Origin of the sequence: Nocardia sp. NPDC059177 (genome assembly GCF_042755165.1) — a bacterium.
Lineage (GTDB): Bacteria > Actinomycetota > Actinomycetes > Mycobacteriales > Mycobacteriaceae > Nocardia.
This window is the reverse complement of sequence record NZ_JBHZBX010000024.1, coordinates 13,388-31,108: the sequence shown is the minus strand read 5'-3', so window position 1 is coordinate 31,108 and position 17,721 is coordinate 13,388. Positions and strand designations below refer to the sequence as shown.

The window sequence follows — 17,721 nt, the reverse complement described above, 5'->3', positions numbered from 1 at the left end:
GTGCACTCCCAGGGTGCCATACACCGCCGACACGCCCGTACATTTGTCCGGGTGCGACCTGACACCGCGTTCGAACCGGTCCCCGATCCCCGTCCCGCCGACACGGCCTGGCCCGAGATGGTCTGGCCGGTACCCGCCGACACCCGGCTGACGGGCGAGACGGTGACACTGACGGCGTTCGACCCGGCCCGTGACGCCGCCGACCTGTTCGCCGCGCTGGACTCCGACGCGGTCTGGCAGCACCTGCCCTGGCGCCCCGCCGACGCCGCCGAATTCGGGCAGTACGTGCGTGAGCTCACCGCCGCGGGGGACTGGCACGTGTGGATCGTGCGCTCCCGCACCGCGCTCGGCGACCGAGCCGCCGGGTCCGTGCTCGGCCTCACCTGCTACCTGGACGCGCGCCGGCGCGACGCGTCGCTGGAGATCGGTTTCACCGCCTACACGCCGTCGGTGTGGGGCAGCGCGGTCAACCCCGACGCCAAACTGCTGGTCCTCTCCTACGCTTTCGAGACCCTGCGGGTGGGCCGGGTGCAACTGAAGACCGACGTCCGCAATCACCGCTCGCAGCAGGCCATCGCGCGACTCGGGGCGCACTACGAAGGGACGCTGCGGCGCCATTTCCGGCGCGGGGACGGGACCGTGCGCGACAGCGTGTTGTTCTCGATCACCGCCGAGGATTGGCCGCGGGTGCGCGCCCAGCTCGAGGACCGGCTCCGCGCGGTCGGTCACGGCATGACCGGCCGGTGAGTGTGCCGGGTCAGGCGGTGCCGAGGAAATTCAGGATGGCCAGCAGCAGGGGCGCGGCGATGTCGAAGCCCATGCGGCCGAGCGCGAGCCCGGTGGTGGCCAGCGACTCGTAGTGATCGGACAGGACACCGAGGATCTTGTCTTCGTTCATGGAGCTGCCTCTCGGGGGTCGGCGGGTCAGTAGAGGAGTTCGCGCAGAATCGGCGCGCCCATCTCGATGACGACCTTGGCGACGGTCAGGCTGAGATTGCCGAGCCCGATCACCACCGTGCCGATCAGGTCGTAGTTGTCCTGGGCGAACTGCTGCAATTCATGCATGGTGACCACTCCCTCGACCCCGACCGATTGGTAGCTGCTGTGACCAGCGTCTCACATCGGCGGGGGTGTTGCCAGGGTGTGTACCGGGATCGTCGCAGGTGGCCGTCTATTTCCGGGCGAGGCGACCGGCCGCCCACCCCCGGTGATGAATGAGATTGCATCATCATGCATAATCATTTGCAGCAACGGCGCGAGCCCAACCGGGGGCCGGAGCATCCATACTGCTCAGGGCAGCCCGTGCAGATGTACGTACCAGACTTCGAGGAGCACAACAGACATGTCCGATCGCGTCGTACTCGCCTACTCCGGTGGGCTGGACACCTCCGTCGCCATCAGCTGGATCGCGAAGGAGACAGGTTCGGAGGTGGTGGCCGTGGCCATCGACCTCGGCCAGGGCGGCGAGGACATGAACGTGGTGCGCCAGCGCGCGCTGGACTGCGGCGCCGTGGAGGCCATCGTGGTCGACGCGCGCGACGAGTTCGCCGACGAGTACTGCCTGCCCACCATCCAGGCCAACGCCATGTACATGGGCCAGTACCCGCTGGTCTCGGCGATCAGCCGCCCGCTGATCGTCAAGCACCTGGTCGAGGCCGCGAAGTTCCACAACGCCACCACCGTCTCGCACGGCTGCACCGGCAAGGGCAACGACCAGGTCCGCTTCGAGGTCGGCATCGGCGCCCTCGCCCCCGACCTGAACGTGATCGCGCCGGTCCGCGACTACGCCTGGACCCGGGAGAAGGCCATCGCCTTCGCCGAGGAGAACAAGCTCCCGATCAACGTCACCAAGAAGTCTCCGTTCTCCATCGACCAGAACGTGTGGGGCCGCGCCGTCGAGACCGGCTTCCTCGAGGACCTGTGGAACGCCCCGACCAAGGACGTCTACGACTACACCGCCGACCCGACGGTGAACTTCGAAGCGCCCGACGAGGTCATCATCACCTTCGACAAGGGTGTGCCGGTCGCCATCGACGGCCGTCCCGTCACCGTGCTGCAGGCCATCGAGGAGATGAACACCCGCGCCGGTCGCCAGGGCGTCGGCCGCCTCGACATGGTCGAGGACCGGCTCGTCGGCATCAAGAGCCGCGAGATCTACGAGGCCCCGGGCGCCATCGCGCTGATCACCGCGCACCAGGCACTGGAGAACGTCACCATCGAGCGCGAGCTGGGCCGCTACAAGCGCCAGGTCGAGCAGCGCTGGGGCGAGCTGGCCTACGACGGCCTGTGGTTCTCCCCGCTCAAGCGCGCCCTCGACGCCTTCGTGACCGACACCCAGCAGCACGTCACCGGCGACATCCGGATGGTGCTGCACGGTGGTTCCGCCGTGGTCAACGGCCGCCGCTCCGAGCAGTCGCTCTACGACTTCAACCTGGCCACCTACGACGAGGGTGACACCTTCGACCAGTCCCTGGCCAAGGGCTTCGTCCAGATCCACGGCCTGTCCTCGAAGGTCGCCGCCCGCCGCGACCTGAGCTGACCCGCCTCGGCTGACCCGCCTCCCCGCGACTTTTGCCGGTCGTTGGGATGTGGTCGGGGTAGTTGCCGGGCTCGCCCAAGCAGGACTGCTGTTCTGGGCGTGCCCGGTGAGTTACCCATGTTCTCGCTAGATCAGTCAGCAACTTAGGCTCGATGGGTCGGCCCTTGTGCGCGTGGGCCGTGACCGCCTGTCGACACCCAGGAGAGGGGCACACGATGACCCACAGTGGAACCAACGAAGGTGCGCTCTGGGGTGGGCGATTCGCGTCCGGCCCGGCCGAGGCGATGGCGGCGCTGAGCAAGTCGACCCATTTCGACTGGGCGCTGGCTCCCTATGACATTCGTGCGTCCAAGGCGCATGCCCGCGTGCTGCACAAGGCGGGGCTGCTTTCCGATGAGGACCTGACCGGCATGCTGGCCGGGCTGGACGCCCTCGCCGCTGACGTCGCCTCGGGTGCCTATGGTCCCGCCGACTCCGACGAGGACGTGCACGGTGCGCTCGAGCGCGGGCTGATCGAGCGGGTCGGTACCGAACTCGGTGGCCGGCTGCGGGCGGGCCGCTCGCGCAACGACCAGGTCGCCACCCTGTTCCGCATGTGGCTGCGTGACGGTGTGCGCCGGGTCGCCGCCGGTGTGCTCGATGTGGTCGACGCGCTCGTCGCCCAGGCCGCCGCCCACCCGGACGCGGTGATGCCGGGCAAGACCCACCTGCAGGCCGCCCAGCCGGTGCTGCTCGCGCATCACCTGCTCGCCCACGCCCACCCGCTGCTGCGCGATCTGGAACGCCTGCGCGACTTCGACAAGCGCGCCGCCATCTCGCCGTACGGTTCGGGCGCACTGGCTGGTTCCTCGCTGGGCCTCGACCCCGAGCAGATCGCCACCGAACTGAATTTCACTGCGTCCGCGGCCAATTCGATCGACGCCACCTCCGCGCGCGATTTCGCCGCCGAGGCCGCGTTCGTGCTGGCCATGATCGGCGTCGACCTGAGCCGGATGGCCGAAGAGGTCATCGTCTGGAGCACACCGGAATTCGGCTACGTCACCCTCGCCGACGCGTGGTCGACCGGCTCGTCGATCATGCCGCAGAAGAAGAACCCGGACGTCTCCGAACTGACCCGCGGCAAGGCCGGCCGCCTGATCGGCAACCTGACCGGTCTGCTCGCGACACTCAAAGCCCAGCCGCTGGCCTACAACCGGGACCTGCAGGAGGACAAGGAACCCCTGTTCGACTCGGTCGCTCAGCTCGAACTGCTGCTGCCCGCCATCGCGGGCCTGGTCGGCACGCTCACCTTCCACACCGACCGGATGGCCGAACTCGCCCCCGCCGGTTTCACCCTCGCCACCGACATCGCCGAATGGATGGTGCGCCAAGGCGTTCCGTTCCGGGTCGCCCACGAAGCGGCCGGCGCCTGCGTGCGCGTCGCCGAGGGCCGCGGGGTCGGACTCGACGAACTCACCGACGCGGAATTCGCCGCCGTCGACCCGTCGCTCACCGCCGGGGTACGGGAAGTCCTCACCGTCGGGGGCTCGATCGCCTCCCGCAACGCCCGCGGCGGCACCGCCGGTGTGCGCGTGGCCGAGCAGCTCGACGAAGTCCGCAAAGCCGCCGAGGACGCCCGCGCCTGGCTGCGCTGACCAGCCCAGGCAACGACACCACGGCTCCCGGCTGCCGCACTCCTGCACCGCGGCTCCCGGTTGCTGTCGGGGCGGGCGTGGTGGGTGAGCACGTGCGGCGGCTCACCCCGTGACACCGGTGGCCTGCTGGAGCCGGCCAGCTCCGAGTGCCCGCCTGGCGCTGCTCTGGTTGCCGGCCCGGGGTGTCGCCGCGTCCGGTTACCCTGCGCGCATGACCTTGCTTTTCCTGGCGTTGGCCATCGCGACGGAAGTGACGGCGACGGTATCGCTGAAACTGTCGGAGGGCTTCACCAAGCTGGTGCCCTCGATCGTGGTGGTGATCGGTTACGGTGCCGCGTTCTACTTCCTGTCCCAGGCGTTGAAACGCGGGATGACGATCGGGGTCGCCTACGGGATCTGGTCGGCCGTCGGAGTGGCCGCCATCGCGACGATCGGGGTGTTGTTCCTGGGGGAGCGGCTCACCCTGGTGCAGGTGGGTGGGATCGGGATGGTGATCCTGGGTGTGCTCGCGCTGGAACTCGGTGGCGCGCACTGAGTTCGGGGCCGACCTACAGTTCCGCGCGCACCCGGAACCCGGCGTCACGTAGGGCGTCGAGGACCTCGTCGCGGTGGGCTGGCCCGCGGGTCTCCATGGTGAGCGACACCTCGACCTCGTCGACCGCCAGCCAGCTGCCGGTGCGCGAGTGGACGATGTCGACCACGCTCGCACCCGCCCGGCCGACCACCCCGAGCAGCGCCGACAGCGCCCCCGGCCGGTCGGCGATGGTCACCCGCAGCGCCAGGTAACGCCCTGCCGCGCTGAGACCGTGGCCGATCACCCGGGTCAGCAGCAGCGGGTCGATATTGCCGCCGGACAGAATGCTCACCACCGGGCCGGGAAGATCGCGATCGCGCAGAACCGGGGTGAGCAAGGCGGCGACCCCGGCCGCGCCCGCGGGTTCGACGATGAGTTTGGCGCGTTCGAGGCACAGCAGCAGCGCCTTCGACAGCGCGTCCTCGTCGACGGTGACGATCTCGGGCGACAACTCGGCGACATGGGCGAACGGCACCGCACCGGGCAGCCCGACGGCGATCCCGTCGGCCATCGTCGCCATCCGCGGCGCGCGCACCGGGGTACCCGCCGCGAGCGAATCGGGCCAGGCCGCCGCCTCGGCCGCCTGCACACCGATCACCTTCACCCGCGGGGCGAGTTCGTGCAGCGCAATCGAGACGCCCGCGAGCAGCCCGCCCCCACCGGTCGGCACGACGACGGTGCCCACGTCCGGCACCTGTTCGAGGATCTCTAACGCCACCGTCGCCTGCCCGGCCACGATATCGGGATGGTCGAACGGGTGGATCAGGGTCGCCCCGGTGCGTTCGGCGAATTCCTGTGCGGCGACCAGGGATTCGTCGATGGTGTCACCCACCTGATGCACCTGCGCGCCGTAGGCCCGGGTCGCGGCGAGTTTCGGGAGCGACGCCCCGATCGGCATGAACACCGTCGAGGTGATCCCGCGTTCCGCCGCCGACCACGCCACCCCTTGCGCGTGATTACCCGCGCTCGCCGCCACCACGCCGCGGGATCGCTCGGCTACGGGAAGGTGGGCGATCCGGGTGTAGGCGCCGCGCGGCTTGAACGACCCCGTCCGCTGCAGGTTCTCGCACTTGAGCAGCACCGGCGTCCCCACCCGCTCGGACAGCACGCGCGACTCCACCGTCGGCGTCCGCCGGATCACCGGCGCGAGCAACGCCGCAGCCGCCTCGATCCGCGCCAGCCCGACGGTCTCCATAGCCACATCGTGCCAGCCCCACCCCGCGAACCCGCCCGAGACACCCGGACGAAGCAGGCCATCCACCTGGACGATTGATCACCAGGCCACCAGGGAGGCATCGCCCGAGAAGGAAAATCCCTGGAGGCCTGGTGAACACAGGTCCAGTTGGGGCTACCCGGTGGCTTTGGCGATGTTGTGGGCGACGGTGCCCAGGCGGGTGAGGCGAGCGTCGCCGAGGGGAGTGAGCTTGCCGCCCAGGCGGTTGGTGACGAAGGCCAGGGACAGGCCCGTTTCGGGGTCGGCGAAGGCGCCGGAGCCGCCCAGGCCGAAGTGGCCGAAGGCCGAGATGGGGTCGGCCTTGGACGGTTTCATCGGGACGCCGTGGAAACCGAGCGCCCACGGAATACGGAAGGCGAGCACGTAGTCGGGGGTGAAGACCTGGCGGGCGCTGAACCGGCGGATCGACTCCGGATCCAGGATGCGGGTGCCGTCGAGCTCGCCGCCGTTGGCGAGGGCGGCGTAGAGGCGGGCCAGCGCGCGGGCCGAGAAGACACCGTTCACGCCGGGCATCACCGAATCGTGCACCCGCGGGTCGACGATCAGGTCGGCGAAACCCTGCGGCGTGGTCTCCGCGGCGGCAGCGAAACGGGTGCGGGTGAGCAGATCCGAGCCCCGGTCCCACTCCATGCCCGCGGCGCGCAGACGCGGGAAAGTGGTGGCGATGCGGTGACGCTGCTCGGCGGGCACCCGGAACCAGAGTTCCTCCGCGCCGAGCGGTTCGGCGAGGTCGGTGCGCACCACCTCGGTGAATTCGCGCCCGGTCACCCGGTGCACCAGCTCGGCGGCCAGATGGCCGTAGCTGATGCCGTGATAGCCGCTGGTGGTGCGGTGTCGCGGATCAGGGGTGGCGGCGGCGAGCGCGGCGGTGACGGCGGCGTCGTCGAAGAAGGTGTCGGCCGGGCCGGGCAGCAGGCCGCGCAGCCGGTGCAGACCGGCGCGATGGGTGAGCACATCACGCACGGTGATGTGCGACTTGCCCGCCGCCGCGAACTCCGGCCAGTACTCGGCGACCGCGGTGTCGTAGTCGAGCAGTCCGCGCTCGGCCAGCTGGTGGATCGCCGTGGACGCCACGCCTTTTCCGGTGGAGAAGCCCAGGGCCACCGTCTCCGCCGACCACGGCACCCCGGGGCTCGCATAGCCCGCCCACACATCGACCACGGGTTCGCCGTGCAGGTACACCGCCAGCGCGCCGCCGCCGTGCGAGGGCTTGCGGAACAACCGGTCGAAGATGGCAACCAAGCGGACGAAACGTCGGTCCACCGACTGCGTTGTCGAATCTCCCATGAACCGAGCATGCCATCCGGGACAAGCGACCGATCGGTTCGGCTCCGGGGGATTCAGACGCCGGCGGATTCGGCGGTCAGCGCGTGCAGCACGGCATCGAGATCGTCGACGTCGACGACCAGCCGGGTGAAATCGGGGCCGTCGAGGTCAATGCGCACCGCGCTACCGCCGAACGTGGTGTCCCAGAACTCCTTCCGGCCCTTGCCGCGGTACACGCCGGCCGCGATCACGCCGGGGATGAAGGTGCCGGGGGCGCGCACCCAGGGCGGGCGCAGATCCACCTCGGCGGTGGTGATCTCGGTGATGGCGGCGCGGTCGATCACGACCTGCTGGCGCAGGGCGAGGAGGCGGTGGCCGCCGAGCACATGGATCGTCACCGTGTCGTCGTCGATCTCGACCTCGACCATCGCTACCTCACTCACCTCTGCGGAAATCTGTCCCTGTCCAGAATCGGTGTCGCGCCTGGTCAGGGACTGTGGCGAGTCTGTGATTCAGCCAAGAACTCCTACGGCATAGAAAGATGTAGATATGTGCATTAAACAGGTTTTATGCAAAAATGGTGCCATTCGCGCGTGACGGAAAAGGACGCAGGGAGGCAGGGAGGTGGCTCCTGGGCGGGGTGCCGCCTTCTGGAGAAGGGCGGCACCCCGGCCGAGGTCAGCCGGCGCGGTAGGCCTCGTCGGCGATGTCGAGGACCTGGGCGAGCCATGGTGTGTACCTGCCCGGGTTCGCGGCGAGATCGGCGCGGAGGGTTTGTGGTGCGATCCAGGCCCACTCGTCGATCTCGGCTGGGTCCGGGTGCGGTGGGTGGTCGCCTGCCGCGCCGATCAGCACGTGGTCGTACTCGTGCTCGACGCGCCCGGTGGTCGCGTCGCCGGCGTGGTAGCGGAAGGTGCCGACCTCGGTGAGGTCGGCGGTGAGCCCGAACTCCTCCCGCAGCCGCAGCGCGGCGGCCTCGGCGACCGCCTGACCGGGCAGTGGATGCCCGCAGCAGGTGTTGGCCCACTGCTGGGGGAAGCGGGTCTTCACCGCGGCCCGCCGCTGGATCAGTACCTGTCCGCGCCGGTCGAACAGCAGCACCGAGAAGGCCCGGTGCAGCGCGCCCGGTGGCCGATGCGCCTCGGCCACCGAGCACGCGCCGATCGCCACACCGGAGTCGTCGACCAGCTCCACGGGCAGTGCTTCGCGGGTGGTCGACGGGTCGGCGAGCTTTTCGGTCACCTGGCCACCTTATCGGCGACGATCATCAGGTACTGGAAGCTCCCCTCCCGGTAGGCGGTGAGGAACGGCTGCTCGACACCGGTCGCGAGCTCGGAATGGGTGCGCAGATCCCAGTAGGGGATGGTGTCGGGCGTCAGGTCGACGACGGTGGTCGGGATCAGACCGTTGTCGGCGAGGGCCCGGAAGTACTCGCTGCGGGGATGGATCATGCAGCCGTAGTGCGCGTCGATCCAGCTGACCGAGGCGGAGCGACCCCCGGTGACATCGTTGGAGCAGCCGGTGATGCACACGTACCGGCCGCCGGGTTCGAGAATCCGGTCGAATTCGGCGAACAGCTCGAACAGGTCGACGTACATGGTGGTCTCGTTGGTCCAGATACCGCGGACCGATTCCTCGTCGAAACCGGTGTCCAGCATGTTCCGGAAGTGGAACTGCACCCGGTCGGTGACGCCGCGGGTCACGGCCTGGTCGTTGGCGAAGCCGACCTGGTACTCCGAGATCGAGACCCCGTCGACGCGGCAGCCGAAACGCTCGGCCGCCATGAAACTGGTGCCGCCGCGCCCGGACCCGCCGTCGACGAGCCGATCGGCCGGCTCGATCGCGCCGAGGTTGTCGAGCAGGAAGTCGGCCTGGGCGGTTTCGAGGCGGTGCAGTTCGCGCACGATGCGGTCCTGCCTGGTCTGTTCGGGGCCCTCGAGCACCGACCAATCGGGTTCGCCGATGCCGTAGTGGTGGTGGTAGAGGCCGTCGACCTCGCCGAGCTTGGTATTGACCCGGTCGTCGTTGGGATTGTTGTTCCAGTACGCCGCTACCGAGCGCTGGTAGGTGGTGCGCAGGACGGTGCGGTCGGTGCTGGGGTTCGCGATGGTCATCGGTCGTCCTCTCCTGGTGCGATGTCGTGGTAGCGGCGGCTGCCGGCGTGCCAGGCGCGATTGCCGCCCATCCAGGCCCACAGGCCGGTCAGGAAGCGGCGCAGCTCGGGGGAGCCCGCGGCGGCGAGCGGGGCAGCTTCCCGTTCGAAACGGTGCATCAGTTCGTCGTGGATCTGCGCGGTCCGCAGGACCGCGTCGGCCCGGCTGCAGTTGTCCTCGGCGGCGAGCACGGTCGGCAGATTGAACTCTCTGCCGTCCGAAAGGTCCTCGCGCGCCATCGAATACAGGTCGTTCACCATCTGGGCGGCCAGCGCGGCGGTGGTGACGACCCGCCGGACAGCCGGGTCGGTGTAGTCGGCGGCGCCGAGTTCGTAGCCACCGACGACGTCGATCGGCGCCATGCACGGCAGGAAGCTGTGCGGTTGGCGGTTGGTCAGGTATTCCCAGACCGGGGGCATCCGGCCCGCCGCCCGCCAGCCGGCCTCGGCGCCGAGGGCGATGAACCAGCCCGCGATCTCGGTGCGCAGCCTGGCCAGCTGCGCCGGGCTCGCATACCCGGACAGGTGGGCGAAGGAGGTGCGGAACGCGCGCAGGATCGGGTCGGCCTGCATGGCCTGTTCGAGCCGGGGCGCGTAGCGGGCCGGGAGGTGGGCCGGGTCCATCGCGGCGGCGGCGAGTTCGAGCCGTGGTCCGAGCTCGGCGGCGGCGCTGGACGGGGTGCCGTCGGGTGCGGTGTCGCCAGGGGCGTCCTCCTCGCAGTAGTAGTCGTCGACCGACCATTCGGCCACGGCGCACCGGGCGGCGGCCAGCAGCAGATCGGGGTCGTCACAATCGGGATGGGCGAGCATGATGAGCCGGCCGAAATCGGCCTTGCCGAGGTCGTCGAGGCGGCCCTCGTAGAGGCCGATCTCGGCGGCCCAGGCGAGCAGGCCGACATTCACGGCCTCGGCGAGCGCGGGGTCGTCTCGTTCGGGTGGCGGGCAGTACAGCGCCGGAATCTTCTGCGGTGCACCGGGTTCGGTGATGGGGGCCGGGGTGGGCCACAGGCCGCTGGTACCGATGCCGGAAGGTCCGAGCAGACGCCGGGGTTCGGCGACGGCGATCGCCGCGGGCGTGGATCGCCGGGGGATCGTGGCCGCTGCCCGGCCGAACGGCGCGAACAGCTGGGCCGGTGCCGTCGCGTGATGCAGCAGCGCGGTCACCGTGGCGGCCAGTTCGGTGCCCGCGTGCGGGGCGGCCGCCCTGGTCAGGATGGACACGACTCGACGCCGATCAGTCGGCCCGGCGCGCGACGAGCACGTCGTCGAGCACGCCGAGCGCGTCGGGAACCAGGACGGCGGCCGAGTAGTAGCAGCTCACCAGGTACGACATGATCGACTGGTCGTCGATCTGCTTGAACCGCACGTTCAGGCTCGGCTCGTACTCGTCCGGAATGCCGGTCTGGTGCAGCCCGACCACCCCCTGGTCCTTCTCGCCGATGCGCATGGCCATGATCGAGGTGGTCTGCGTGCCGCTGACCGGGATCTTGCCGCACGGCAGGATCGGTACGCCGCGCCAGCCGGGCACCCGCGAGCCCTGGTACTCCACCGGATCGGGGTAGAGCCCGCGCCGCGAACATTCACGACCGAACGCCGCGATCGCCTTGGGGTGGGCGAGGAAGAATTTGGTGCCGCGGCGCATGCTGAGCAGTTCGTCCATGTCGTCGGGCGTCGGCGGACCGGATTCGGTGGTGATGCGCTGTTTGAGGTCGCAGTTGTGCAGCAGCCCGAATTCCGGATTGTTCACCAGGTCGTGCTCGCGGCGCTCGTAGAGCGCTTCGACGGTCAGCCGCAGCTGCTGGTCGATCTGGTTCATCGGATCGTTGAACAGATCGGCCACCCTGGTGTGTATCCGCAGCACGCTCTGCGCCAGGCTGAGTTCGTACTCGCGGGGGCTGGCGTCGTAGTCGACGAAGGTGCCCTCGAGCAGCGGTTCACCGGAGTGACCCGAGGCGATCTCGATATCGGATTCGCCCTTGGAATTCTGGTTCCGGCCGGGCAGCCGATCGGTTGCGGTCCGGATGCCGGCCAGCTCGGGATTCGTTTCCAGGAATTGTTCGAACGATGGCCGGGGCAGACACAGAATTGTGGTTCTGGTCACGGTCTTGACGGTGTCCGGCCAGATCGCCGAGGGGTCGGTGAGCATGTCCTCGCCGTAGTAGTCACCGCCGGAGAGCATGCCGAGTTTGGTCGACTCGCCGTATTCACCGGAACCGATCCTGGCGAGTTTTCCGTGCACGACGAGAATCACCTGGTCCATCGGATTGCCGAATTCGGCGACGACATGGCCGGGATCGAGATCGTATTGCACGAACAGTTCGGCGAGCGGCCGCAGCAATTGGTCGTCGTCGATATCGTGCAGGGCGGGCAGCTCGCGCAATTCCTGTGGAATCACCCTGGCCCGCGAACCGTCGACGACGAATTCGACCTCGCCGTTGCCGAGGGTGTGGGTGAGCCTGCGGTTGACGCGGTAGATACCGCCCGCGACCTGCACCCACGGGAGTGCGCGGGAGAGCCGGCGTGAGCTGATGCCCTGCATCTGCGGCTCGGATTTGGTGGTGTGCGCCAGCTGATGAGCCGCGGTGGTGCTGAGGGTCTTGCGGACGGAATTGTCTGTGGGCAGCGGCATTTCGATGGTCATGAAGATCCTCACCTCGGGACGGAAATCGGCACGGCCGATCGGCCTGGGTGGCGCGACGGTGCGCGACACAGGCTGGGGGTGGGCAACGATGCGAATCGAATGGTCCTGCGCGGTGGAGAAACCGGGCGTGTGAAACGGTGAAGCACGAAAGATGATGCGTGGCAGTACGTTCCGGACGTCAACGATGGTAGGACCTCGAGCCGTCCGCCCGTGGGCTATTCCGGAAAACAGGGCTGTGACCGCGCGGCCGCGCAGCAGCGGCGGTGACCCGAATCCCCGCAACATGCGCCCAGTCACAGACGACACATAATGGAGGTCCGGTGTGGTTAGCTCATCTGAGCACATCGGGGTGTGTGAGGTGTGTCACTTTCAGCAGGGTAGGCCAGGTGGGAACAGTGGATATCAGTCCAAAGGGTGTGGTCGGTTCGATGCAGCGGTTGCTGGCTACCGCGCAGAACGGCCTTGAGGTGATCCGCTTCGGCGGATTGGCGCACGACGTCGAGTCCTCGCCGTTCGAGGTCGTCGAGCGACGGCGCATGTACCGGTTGCGGCACTACTTCCCCGACGATTCGACGCCGGGGCGTCCGGTGGCGCTGCTGGTGCCGCCGTTGATGGTCAATGCCGACATCTGGGACGTGAACGCGGCCGGGGGTGCGGTCGGGATCCTGAACGCGGGCGGAATCGACTGCTGGGTGGTCGATTTCGGGTCGCCCGCGACCGAGGAGGGCGGCTGGGAACGTGACCTGGCCGACCATGTGCTCGCGGTGAACTCCGCGATCGACACCGTCTGCGAGGCCACCGGGGCGCAGGTGCACCTGATGGGCTATTCGCAGGGCGGCATGTTCGCCTACCAGACCACCGCCTACCGTTACGGCAAGGGCGTGGCCTCCATCGTCACCTTCGGCAGCCCGGTCGACATCGTCGCGGGCATGCCGTTCGGGCTGCCCTACGGGCTGGTGTCGGAGGTGGCCGATTTCCTGGCCGATCACGTGATGCACCGGCTGCCGATCACCGAGTCCATGGTGCGCGTCGGTTTCCAGATGCTCGACCCGGTCAAGACCGCGAAGTCGCGGATCGACTTCCTGCTGCAGCTGCACGACCGGGAAGCGTTGCTGCCCAAGGAACGTCAGCGCCGCTTTCTCAACAGTGAGGGCTGGGTGGGGTACGCGGGCCCGGCGGTGGCCGATCTGCTCAAGCAGTTCGTCGCGCACAACCGGATGATGCTGGGCGGCTTCGTGATCCGTGATCATCCGGTGTCGCTGGCCGAGCTGAAGTGCCCGATCCTCGCGTTCGTCGGCGAGGTCGACGACATCGGCCAGCCCGCCGCGGTGCGCGGGATCGTGCGCGCCGCACCGAACGCCGAGGTCTACGAAGCCAGTTTGGTGGCAGGGCATTTCGGTCTGGTCGCCGGTTCGATCGCGACCAACCACACCTGGCCGCTGGTGCGCGACTGGATCGCCTGGATGGACGGTGACGTGGCGCTGCCCCCGGCCATCGCCCCGATGCAGGAACACGTGCCGAGCAATGCCCCGCGCACCGCCGCGACCCGGGTGGTGCACACCGCGGCCACGCTGGTCGAGGCGGGCGCCGGGGTGGGCAAGGCGCTGGAAGGCATCGCAGGCAATACGATTCGCGGTTCGGTGGAGATGGCGGGGGAGGCCGCCCGGGCGCTGCCCCGGCTGACCCGCCTGGGCATGATCCAGCCGCACACCCGCATCTCGCTGGGCAAGCTGCTCACCGAGCACGCGCGGCGCGCGCCGCAGAAGGACCTGGTGCTCTTCGACGACCGGGTGCACACCAACGCCGCTGTGGAGGAACGCGTCGACAATGTCGTGCGCGGACTGATCTCGGTCGGCATCCGGCCCGCCACCCGGGTGGGCATCATGATGGAGACCCGGCCCAGCGCGCTGGCCTCGGTGGCCGCGCTGTCGCGCCTGGGTGCCGTGGCGGTGCTGCTGGCGCCCGGCGCCGAACTTGACCGCGCCATCGAGCTCACCGGCGTGCAGACGCTGATCACCGACCCGGAGAACCTGCGCACCGCCGCGGCGACCGGCGCCCGGGTGCTGGTGCTCGGCGGCGGCGACGCCAGGCAACTGCCGGTGCCCACCGGTGACCGGGTGATCGACCTGGAGCAGATCGACCCGGCGGCGGTGCGGGTGCCCGCCTGGTATCGCCCCAATCCGGGCCTGGCGCGCGAACTCGCGTTCGTGCTGGTGCTCGGTTCCGGTGACCGGCTCGAGGCCAAGTACATCACCAACCACCGCTGGGCCCTGTCGGCCTTCGGCACCGCGAGCGCGGCCGACCTCGACCGCCGCGACACCGTGTACTGCCTTGCGCCACTGCATCATTCGTCGGGCCTGCTGGTGAGTCTCGGTGGCGCGATCGCCGGCGGCAGCCGGATCGCGCTGGCCCGGCCGGTCGACCTGGACCCGGGCCGCTTCGCCGAGGAGGTGCACCGCTACGGCGTCACCGTGGTCACCTACACCTGGACGATGCTGCGCGATCTGCTCGACGCGCAGGTGTTCCCGGCGGGGTACAACCATCCGATCCGGTTGTTCATCGGGTCCGGTATGCCCGCGGGGCTGTGGCGGCGCACCACCGAACAGTTCGCGCCCGCTCGGGTACTCGAGTTCTACGCCTCGATCGACGGTGACGTGGTGCTGGCCAATGTGCCCGGCGCCAAGATCGGTTCCAAGGGCAGGCCGGTTCCCGGCACCGCGCGGGTCGAGCTGGTCGCCTACGACCCGGTCAGCGAGCAGATCCTGGTGGGCGACAACGGTTTCGCCCGCCGCTGCGCCGACAACGAGCCCGGCCTGCTGCTGGGCAAGGCCGTCGACGGGGGCGACATCTCCGACGGCGGGCTGCGCGGGGTGTTCAAGGCGGGCGATGCCTGGTGGCCGACGGAGAACCTGTTCCGCCGCGACAGCGACGGCGACTACTGGCTGCTCGACCGCCGCGACTCGGTCATCCGGACCGCGCGCGGACCGGTGTTCACCCAGCCGATCGTCGATGTCCTCAACGACATCACCGCCGTCGACATGGAAGTGGCCTTCGCGCTGCCCACCGCGGCGGGCACACTCGCCGCGGCCGCGCTGAGCGTGCGCACGGGCTTCCGGATCGAACCGGGCGACGTCACCGAGGCGATGCGGGCACTGGACCGCGACCAGCGACCCGACCTGGTCTACGTCGTCGACGACATCCCGCGCAGCCCCAGTTTCCGGCCCTCGGTGTCGGCGGTGCAGGCCGCCGGACTGCCGAAGGCCGGTCCGGGCACCTGGGTCTACGACCGGGACAACGACACCTACGAGGTCCTCACCGAGGTCGCGGCGGCGGTGCTGTTCGGCGGGAACTGACCCACCGCGGGTGGCCGGGCACGACCCGGTCACCCGCCGGTGTCACACGCGGTATTCGGTGACCGCGTCGATGACGCGCGAGAGCTGCACGTCGCTGAGCATCGGCCACAGCGGCAGGCGCAGGATCGTCGCCGAGAAGTCGGCCGACTTCACGCACGGCACCGGGGTGCGGCCGTATTTGAGGCCGGCCGGGCTGGAATCGAGCGGGATGTAGTGGAACGGCGCGACGATACCGCGCTCGGCGAGATGACGGATGAGGCCGTCGCGGCTGTCCTCGGTCGGCATCCGCAGGTAGAACAGGTGCGCGGTGTGGCCGCGGTCGTCCGGCACGGTCATCGGGCGCACGCTGTTGCGGGTGGCCCAATCCGGCAGCGCGGCGGCGTAGGTATCCCACACGCGGTGCCGACCGGCCTGGATGGTGTCGAATTCGCTGAGCTGGGCGTCGAGCACGGCGGCATTGAGTTCGCTGGGCAGATAGCTCGAGCCGATGTCCTGCCAGGAGTACTTGTCCACCTGGCCGCGCAGGAACCGGGCGCGGTCGGTGCCCTTCTCACGCATGATCTCCGCGCGGCTCATCAGGATCTCGTCGGAGAGCAGCAGCGCGCCGCCCTCGCCGCAGTGCACGTTCTTGGTGTCGTGGAAACTCTGGGTGCCCAGGGTGCCGATGGTGCCGAGCTGCCTGCCGCGCCAGGTGCCGCCGAGGCCGTGCGCGTTGTCCTCGATGATCGCCAGCCCGTGCTGGGCGGCCAGCGCCAGCAGCGGTGCCATATCGGCGGCGACCCCGCCGTAGTGCATCACCAGGACGGCCTTGGTGTGCTCGGTGACCGCGGCCGCGGCGGCGGCCGGATCGATGTTGCCGGTGCTGTCGTCGATGTCGACGAACACGCAGGTCGCCCCACGTAGTGCCATCGCGGTGGCCGCGGAGGTGAAGGCGAAACTGGGGACGATCACCTCGTCGTCGGGACCCAGTTCGAGCAGTAGCGCGCCGAGTTCGAGCGCGTGCGTGCACGAGGTGGTGAGCAGGGCGTGCCCGGCGCCGGTGATCGCCTTGATCTTCGCGGTCGCGGACTTGGTGAACTGGCCGTCGCCGTGGCTGTGATCGGAATCGAGCACGGTCATCAGGTTGGCGCGTTCGGCCTCGGCCCGGAACGGCCTGCTGAAGATGATGCGATCGCTCACGCGAGGGAGCCCTTCTCCGTCGCGGCTGCCGGCACCGCGGCGTCGACTCGGTGGGACACGGCCGGCGCGTGCATCGTATCGGGGCGCGGTGTCGGGGTCTGCACGGTCAGGTAGAGCGGTTTGCCGACCAGGATGTGCAGTGCCACACCGAGGTATTCGGCGATCAGGCCGAGTGAGAACAGGATCGCGCCCGAGCACAGCAGCATCGCCACCATGATGGAGGCCCAGCCCTCGGGATCGTGGTTGTCGTCCTGGGTCAGTGCCTGCACCACGACCACCGCGGCCATGATCACCCCGGCCAGCGCGAGGCTGACCCCGAGCATGCTGACCAGCCGCAGGCCACGGGTGCCACTGCACAGCACCATCTTCCAGAACAGGGAGAACAGGCGCCGGTAGTTGTAGCCGGACTCGTCGCGCCCCTCGGCGCGCAGCACCACCGGCACCGACTCCGTCCGGCCGACCACCCAGGTGAGCGCGACATCGAGGTAGGCGCCGTTGGCGGCGACCTCGGCCAGCTGGCGCCCGATGTCGCCGCGGATCAGCCGGAAGCTCTCGAACCGGGTCGAGTCGGGGAAGGCGAACACCGTCGCGAGCACGATCTTGGCGCCACGCGAGGTGAGGTTGCGCAGGAAACCGTGCGGGCGGGTGTTGGACGGCTTGGAGTAGATCAGGTCGGCGCGCGAGGCCAGCGCGGCGTCGAGGAAATCGGCGATGAACGCCGGATCGTGCTGGCCGTCCTCGTCCATGGTGACGATCCAGTCGCCGCGCGCGGCCGCCATGCCGGCGATGGTCGCCGCGTCCTGACCGAAGTTGCGGCTCAACCAGACCACGCGGACCTGCGGGTAGCCGCGTTCGAGTTCCTGCAGCACCACATCGGAGCGGTCCGGGCCGTTGTCGTGGACGAGGATGATCTCCTCGATCGCGAAGCGCGCGCCGGCCACGGTGGTGGTCGGCCCGGTCAGCCGGTCCAGTTCGGCGACCAGCGTCGCGATCGTCTCCTCGCCCCGGTAGACCGGGACGACCACCGACACCGAATGCACCTGGCCCGAACCGCCGTTGCGTTCGGAAGCACCGGCGTGCAGCACAGCGCCGGGCCGGGACGAGGGTGCGGAAGGAATCGGCATCGTCGACTTTCGGTGTGACTGGAAC

The 17,721-nt window shown here is 69.2% G+C and carries 16 protein-coding genes; 5 read left to right on the top strand and 11 right to left on the bottom strand.

What is annotated here, in order from left to right; translation table 11 throughout:
• The first annotated feature begins 51 nt into the window (after positions 1-51).
• Positions 52-747, top strand: coding sequence for a GNAT family N-acetyltransferase (locus tag ACFXK0_RS24985; RefSeq protein WP_379413236.1), 696 nt, complete (start codon positions 52-54; stop codon positions 745-747).
• Between the two features lie 10 nt (positions 748-757).
• Here the strand turns inward: ACFXK0_RS24985 and ACFXK0_RS24980 are convergent, their stop codons facing one another.
• Positions 758-898, bottom strand: a complete 141-nt coding sequence (locus ACFXK0_RS24980; protein WP_379413234.1) for a hypothetical protein — start codon at positions 896-898, stop codon at positions 758-760.
• 26 nt (positions 899-924) lie between these two features.
• Positions 925-1,065 (bottom strand): hypothetical protein, encoded by a 141-nt coding sequence (locus ACFXK0_RS24975; protein WP_379413233.1) that lies wholly within the window; start codon positions 1,063-1,065, stop codon positions 925-927.
• 277 nt (positions 1,066-1,342) lie between these two features.
• Here ACFXK0_RS24975 and ACFXK0_RS24970 point away from each other — a divergent pair, with 277 nt between their 5' ends.
• The 3 genes from ACFXK0_RS24970 (at position 1,343) to ACFXK0_RS24960 (ending at position 4,708) form a co-directional block, all read left to right on the top strand.
• Complete coding sequence (locus ACFXK0_RS24970) at positions 1,343-2,539, top strand: argininosuccinate synthase (protein ID WP_379413231.1); 1,197 nt, start codon at positions 1,343-1,345, stop codon at positions 2,537-2,539.
• Between the two features lie 215 nt (positions 2,540-2,754).
• Positions 2,755-4,173, top strand: coding sequence for an argininosuccinate lyase (argH, locus tag ACFXK0_RS24965; protein WP_379413229.1), 1,419 nt, complete (start codon positions 2,755-2,757; stop codon positions 4,171-4,173).
• Positions 4,174-4,384: 211 nt separating this feature from the next.
• The gene (locus tag ACFXK0_RS24960) at positions 4,385-4,708 is read left to right on the top strand and encodes a DMT family transporter (protein ID WP_379413227.1); all 324 of its coding nucleotides are present in this window, start codon (positions 4,385-4,387) and stop codon (positions 4,706-4,708) included.
• Between the two features lie 13 nt (positions 4,709-4,721).
• Here ACFXK0_RS24960 and ilvA read toward each other — a convergent pair whose 3' ends face one another.
• From ilvA to ACFXK0_RS24925, 7 genes are all read right to left on the bottom strand, one after another.
• Positions 4,722-5,942 (bottom strand): threonine ammonia-lyase, encoded by a 1,221-nt coding sequence (gene ilvA / locus ACFXK0_RS24955; protein WP_379413226.1) that lies wholly within the window; start codon positions 5,940-5,942, stop codon positions 4,722-4,724.
• Positions 5,943-6,095: 153 nt separating this feature from the next.
• Positions 6,096-7,268: a serine hydrolase domain-containing protein gene (locus ACFXK0_RS24950; protein WP_379413225.1), complete on the bottom strand. Its 1,173-nt coding sequence runs from the start codon at positions 7,266-7,268 to the stop codon at positions 6,096-6,098.
• A gap of 53 nt (positions 7,269-7,321) precedes the next feature.
• Positions 7,322-7,690, bottom strand: coding sequence for a hypothetical protein (locus ACFXK0_RS24945; RefSeq protein ID WP_379413224.1), 369 nt, complete (start codon positions 7,688-7,690; stop codon positions 7,322-7,324).
• Positions 7,691-7,925: 235 nt separating this feature from the next.
• Positions 7,926-8,489 carry an isopentenyl-diphosphate Delta-isomerase gene (idi, locus tag ACFXK0_RS24940; protein WP_379413222.1) on the bottom strand — a complete coding sequence of 188 codons (564 nt, stop codon included), beginning with the start codon at positions 8,487-8,489 and terminating at the stop codon, positions 7,926-7,928.
• A complete protein-coding gene (locus tag ACFXK0_RS24935; protein WP_379413220.1) occupies positions 8,486-9,361 on the bottom strand; it encodes a geranyl diphosphate 2-C-methyltransferase in 876 nt (291 codons plus the stop codon). The genes idi and ACFXK0_RS24935 overlap by 4 nt, the downstream gene beginning before the upstream one ends.
• Positions 9,358-10,620 (bottom strand): family 2 encapsulin nanocompartment cargo protein terpene cyclase, encoded by a 1,263-nt coding sequence (locus ACFXK0_RS24930; protein ID WP_379413219.1) that lies wholly within the window; start codon positions 10,618-10,620, stop codon positions 9,358-9,360. Before ACFXK0_RS24930 ends, ACFXK0_RS24935 begins: the two co-directional genes overlap by 4 nt.
• 13 nt (positions 10,621-10,633) lie before the next feature.
• Complete coding sequence (locus ACFXK0_RS24925; RefSeq protein WP_379413217.1) at positions 10,634-12,040, bottom strand: family 2B encapsulin nanocompartment shell protein; 1,407 nt, start codon at positions 12,038-12,040, stop codon at positions 10,634-10,636.
• Between the two features lie 395 nt (positions 12,041-12,435).
• On the opposite strand from ACFXK0_RS24925, the gene ACFXK0_RS24920 reads away from it, so the two are divergent.
• Complete coding sequence (locus ACFXK0_RS24920; protein ID WP_379413216.1) at positions 12,436-15,393, top strand: AMP-binding protein; 2,958 nt, start codon at positions 12,436-12,438, stop codon at positions 15,391-15,393.
• Between the two features lie 42 nt (positions 15,394-15,435).
• On the opposite strand, the gene rffA is transcribed toward ACFXK0_RS24920, so the two are convergent.
• Positions 15,436-16,572 carry a dTDP-4-amino-4,6-dideoxygalactose transaminase gene (gene rffA, locus ACFXK0_RS24915; RefSeq protein WP_379413215.1) on the bottom strand — a complete coding sequence of 379 codons (1,137 nt, stop codon included), beginning with the start codon at positions 16,570-16,572 and terminating at the stop codon, positions 15,436-15,438.
• Positions 16,569-17,612 (bottom strand): glycosyltransferase, encoded by a 1,044-nt coding sequence (locus ACFXK0_RS24910; protein ID WP_379413309.1) that lies wholly within the window; start codon positions 17,610-17,612, stop codon positions 16,569-16,571. Before ACFXK0_RS24910 ends, rffA begins: the two co-directional genes overlap by 4 nt.
• Positions 17,613-17,721 lie beyond the last annotated feature (109 nt).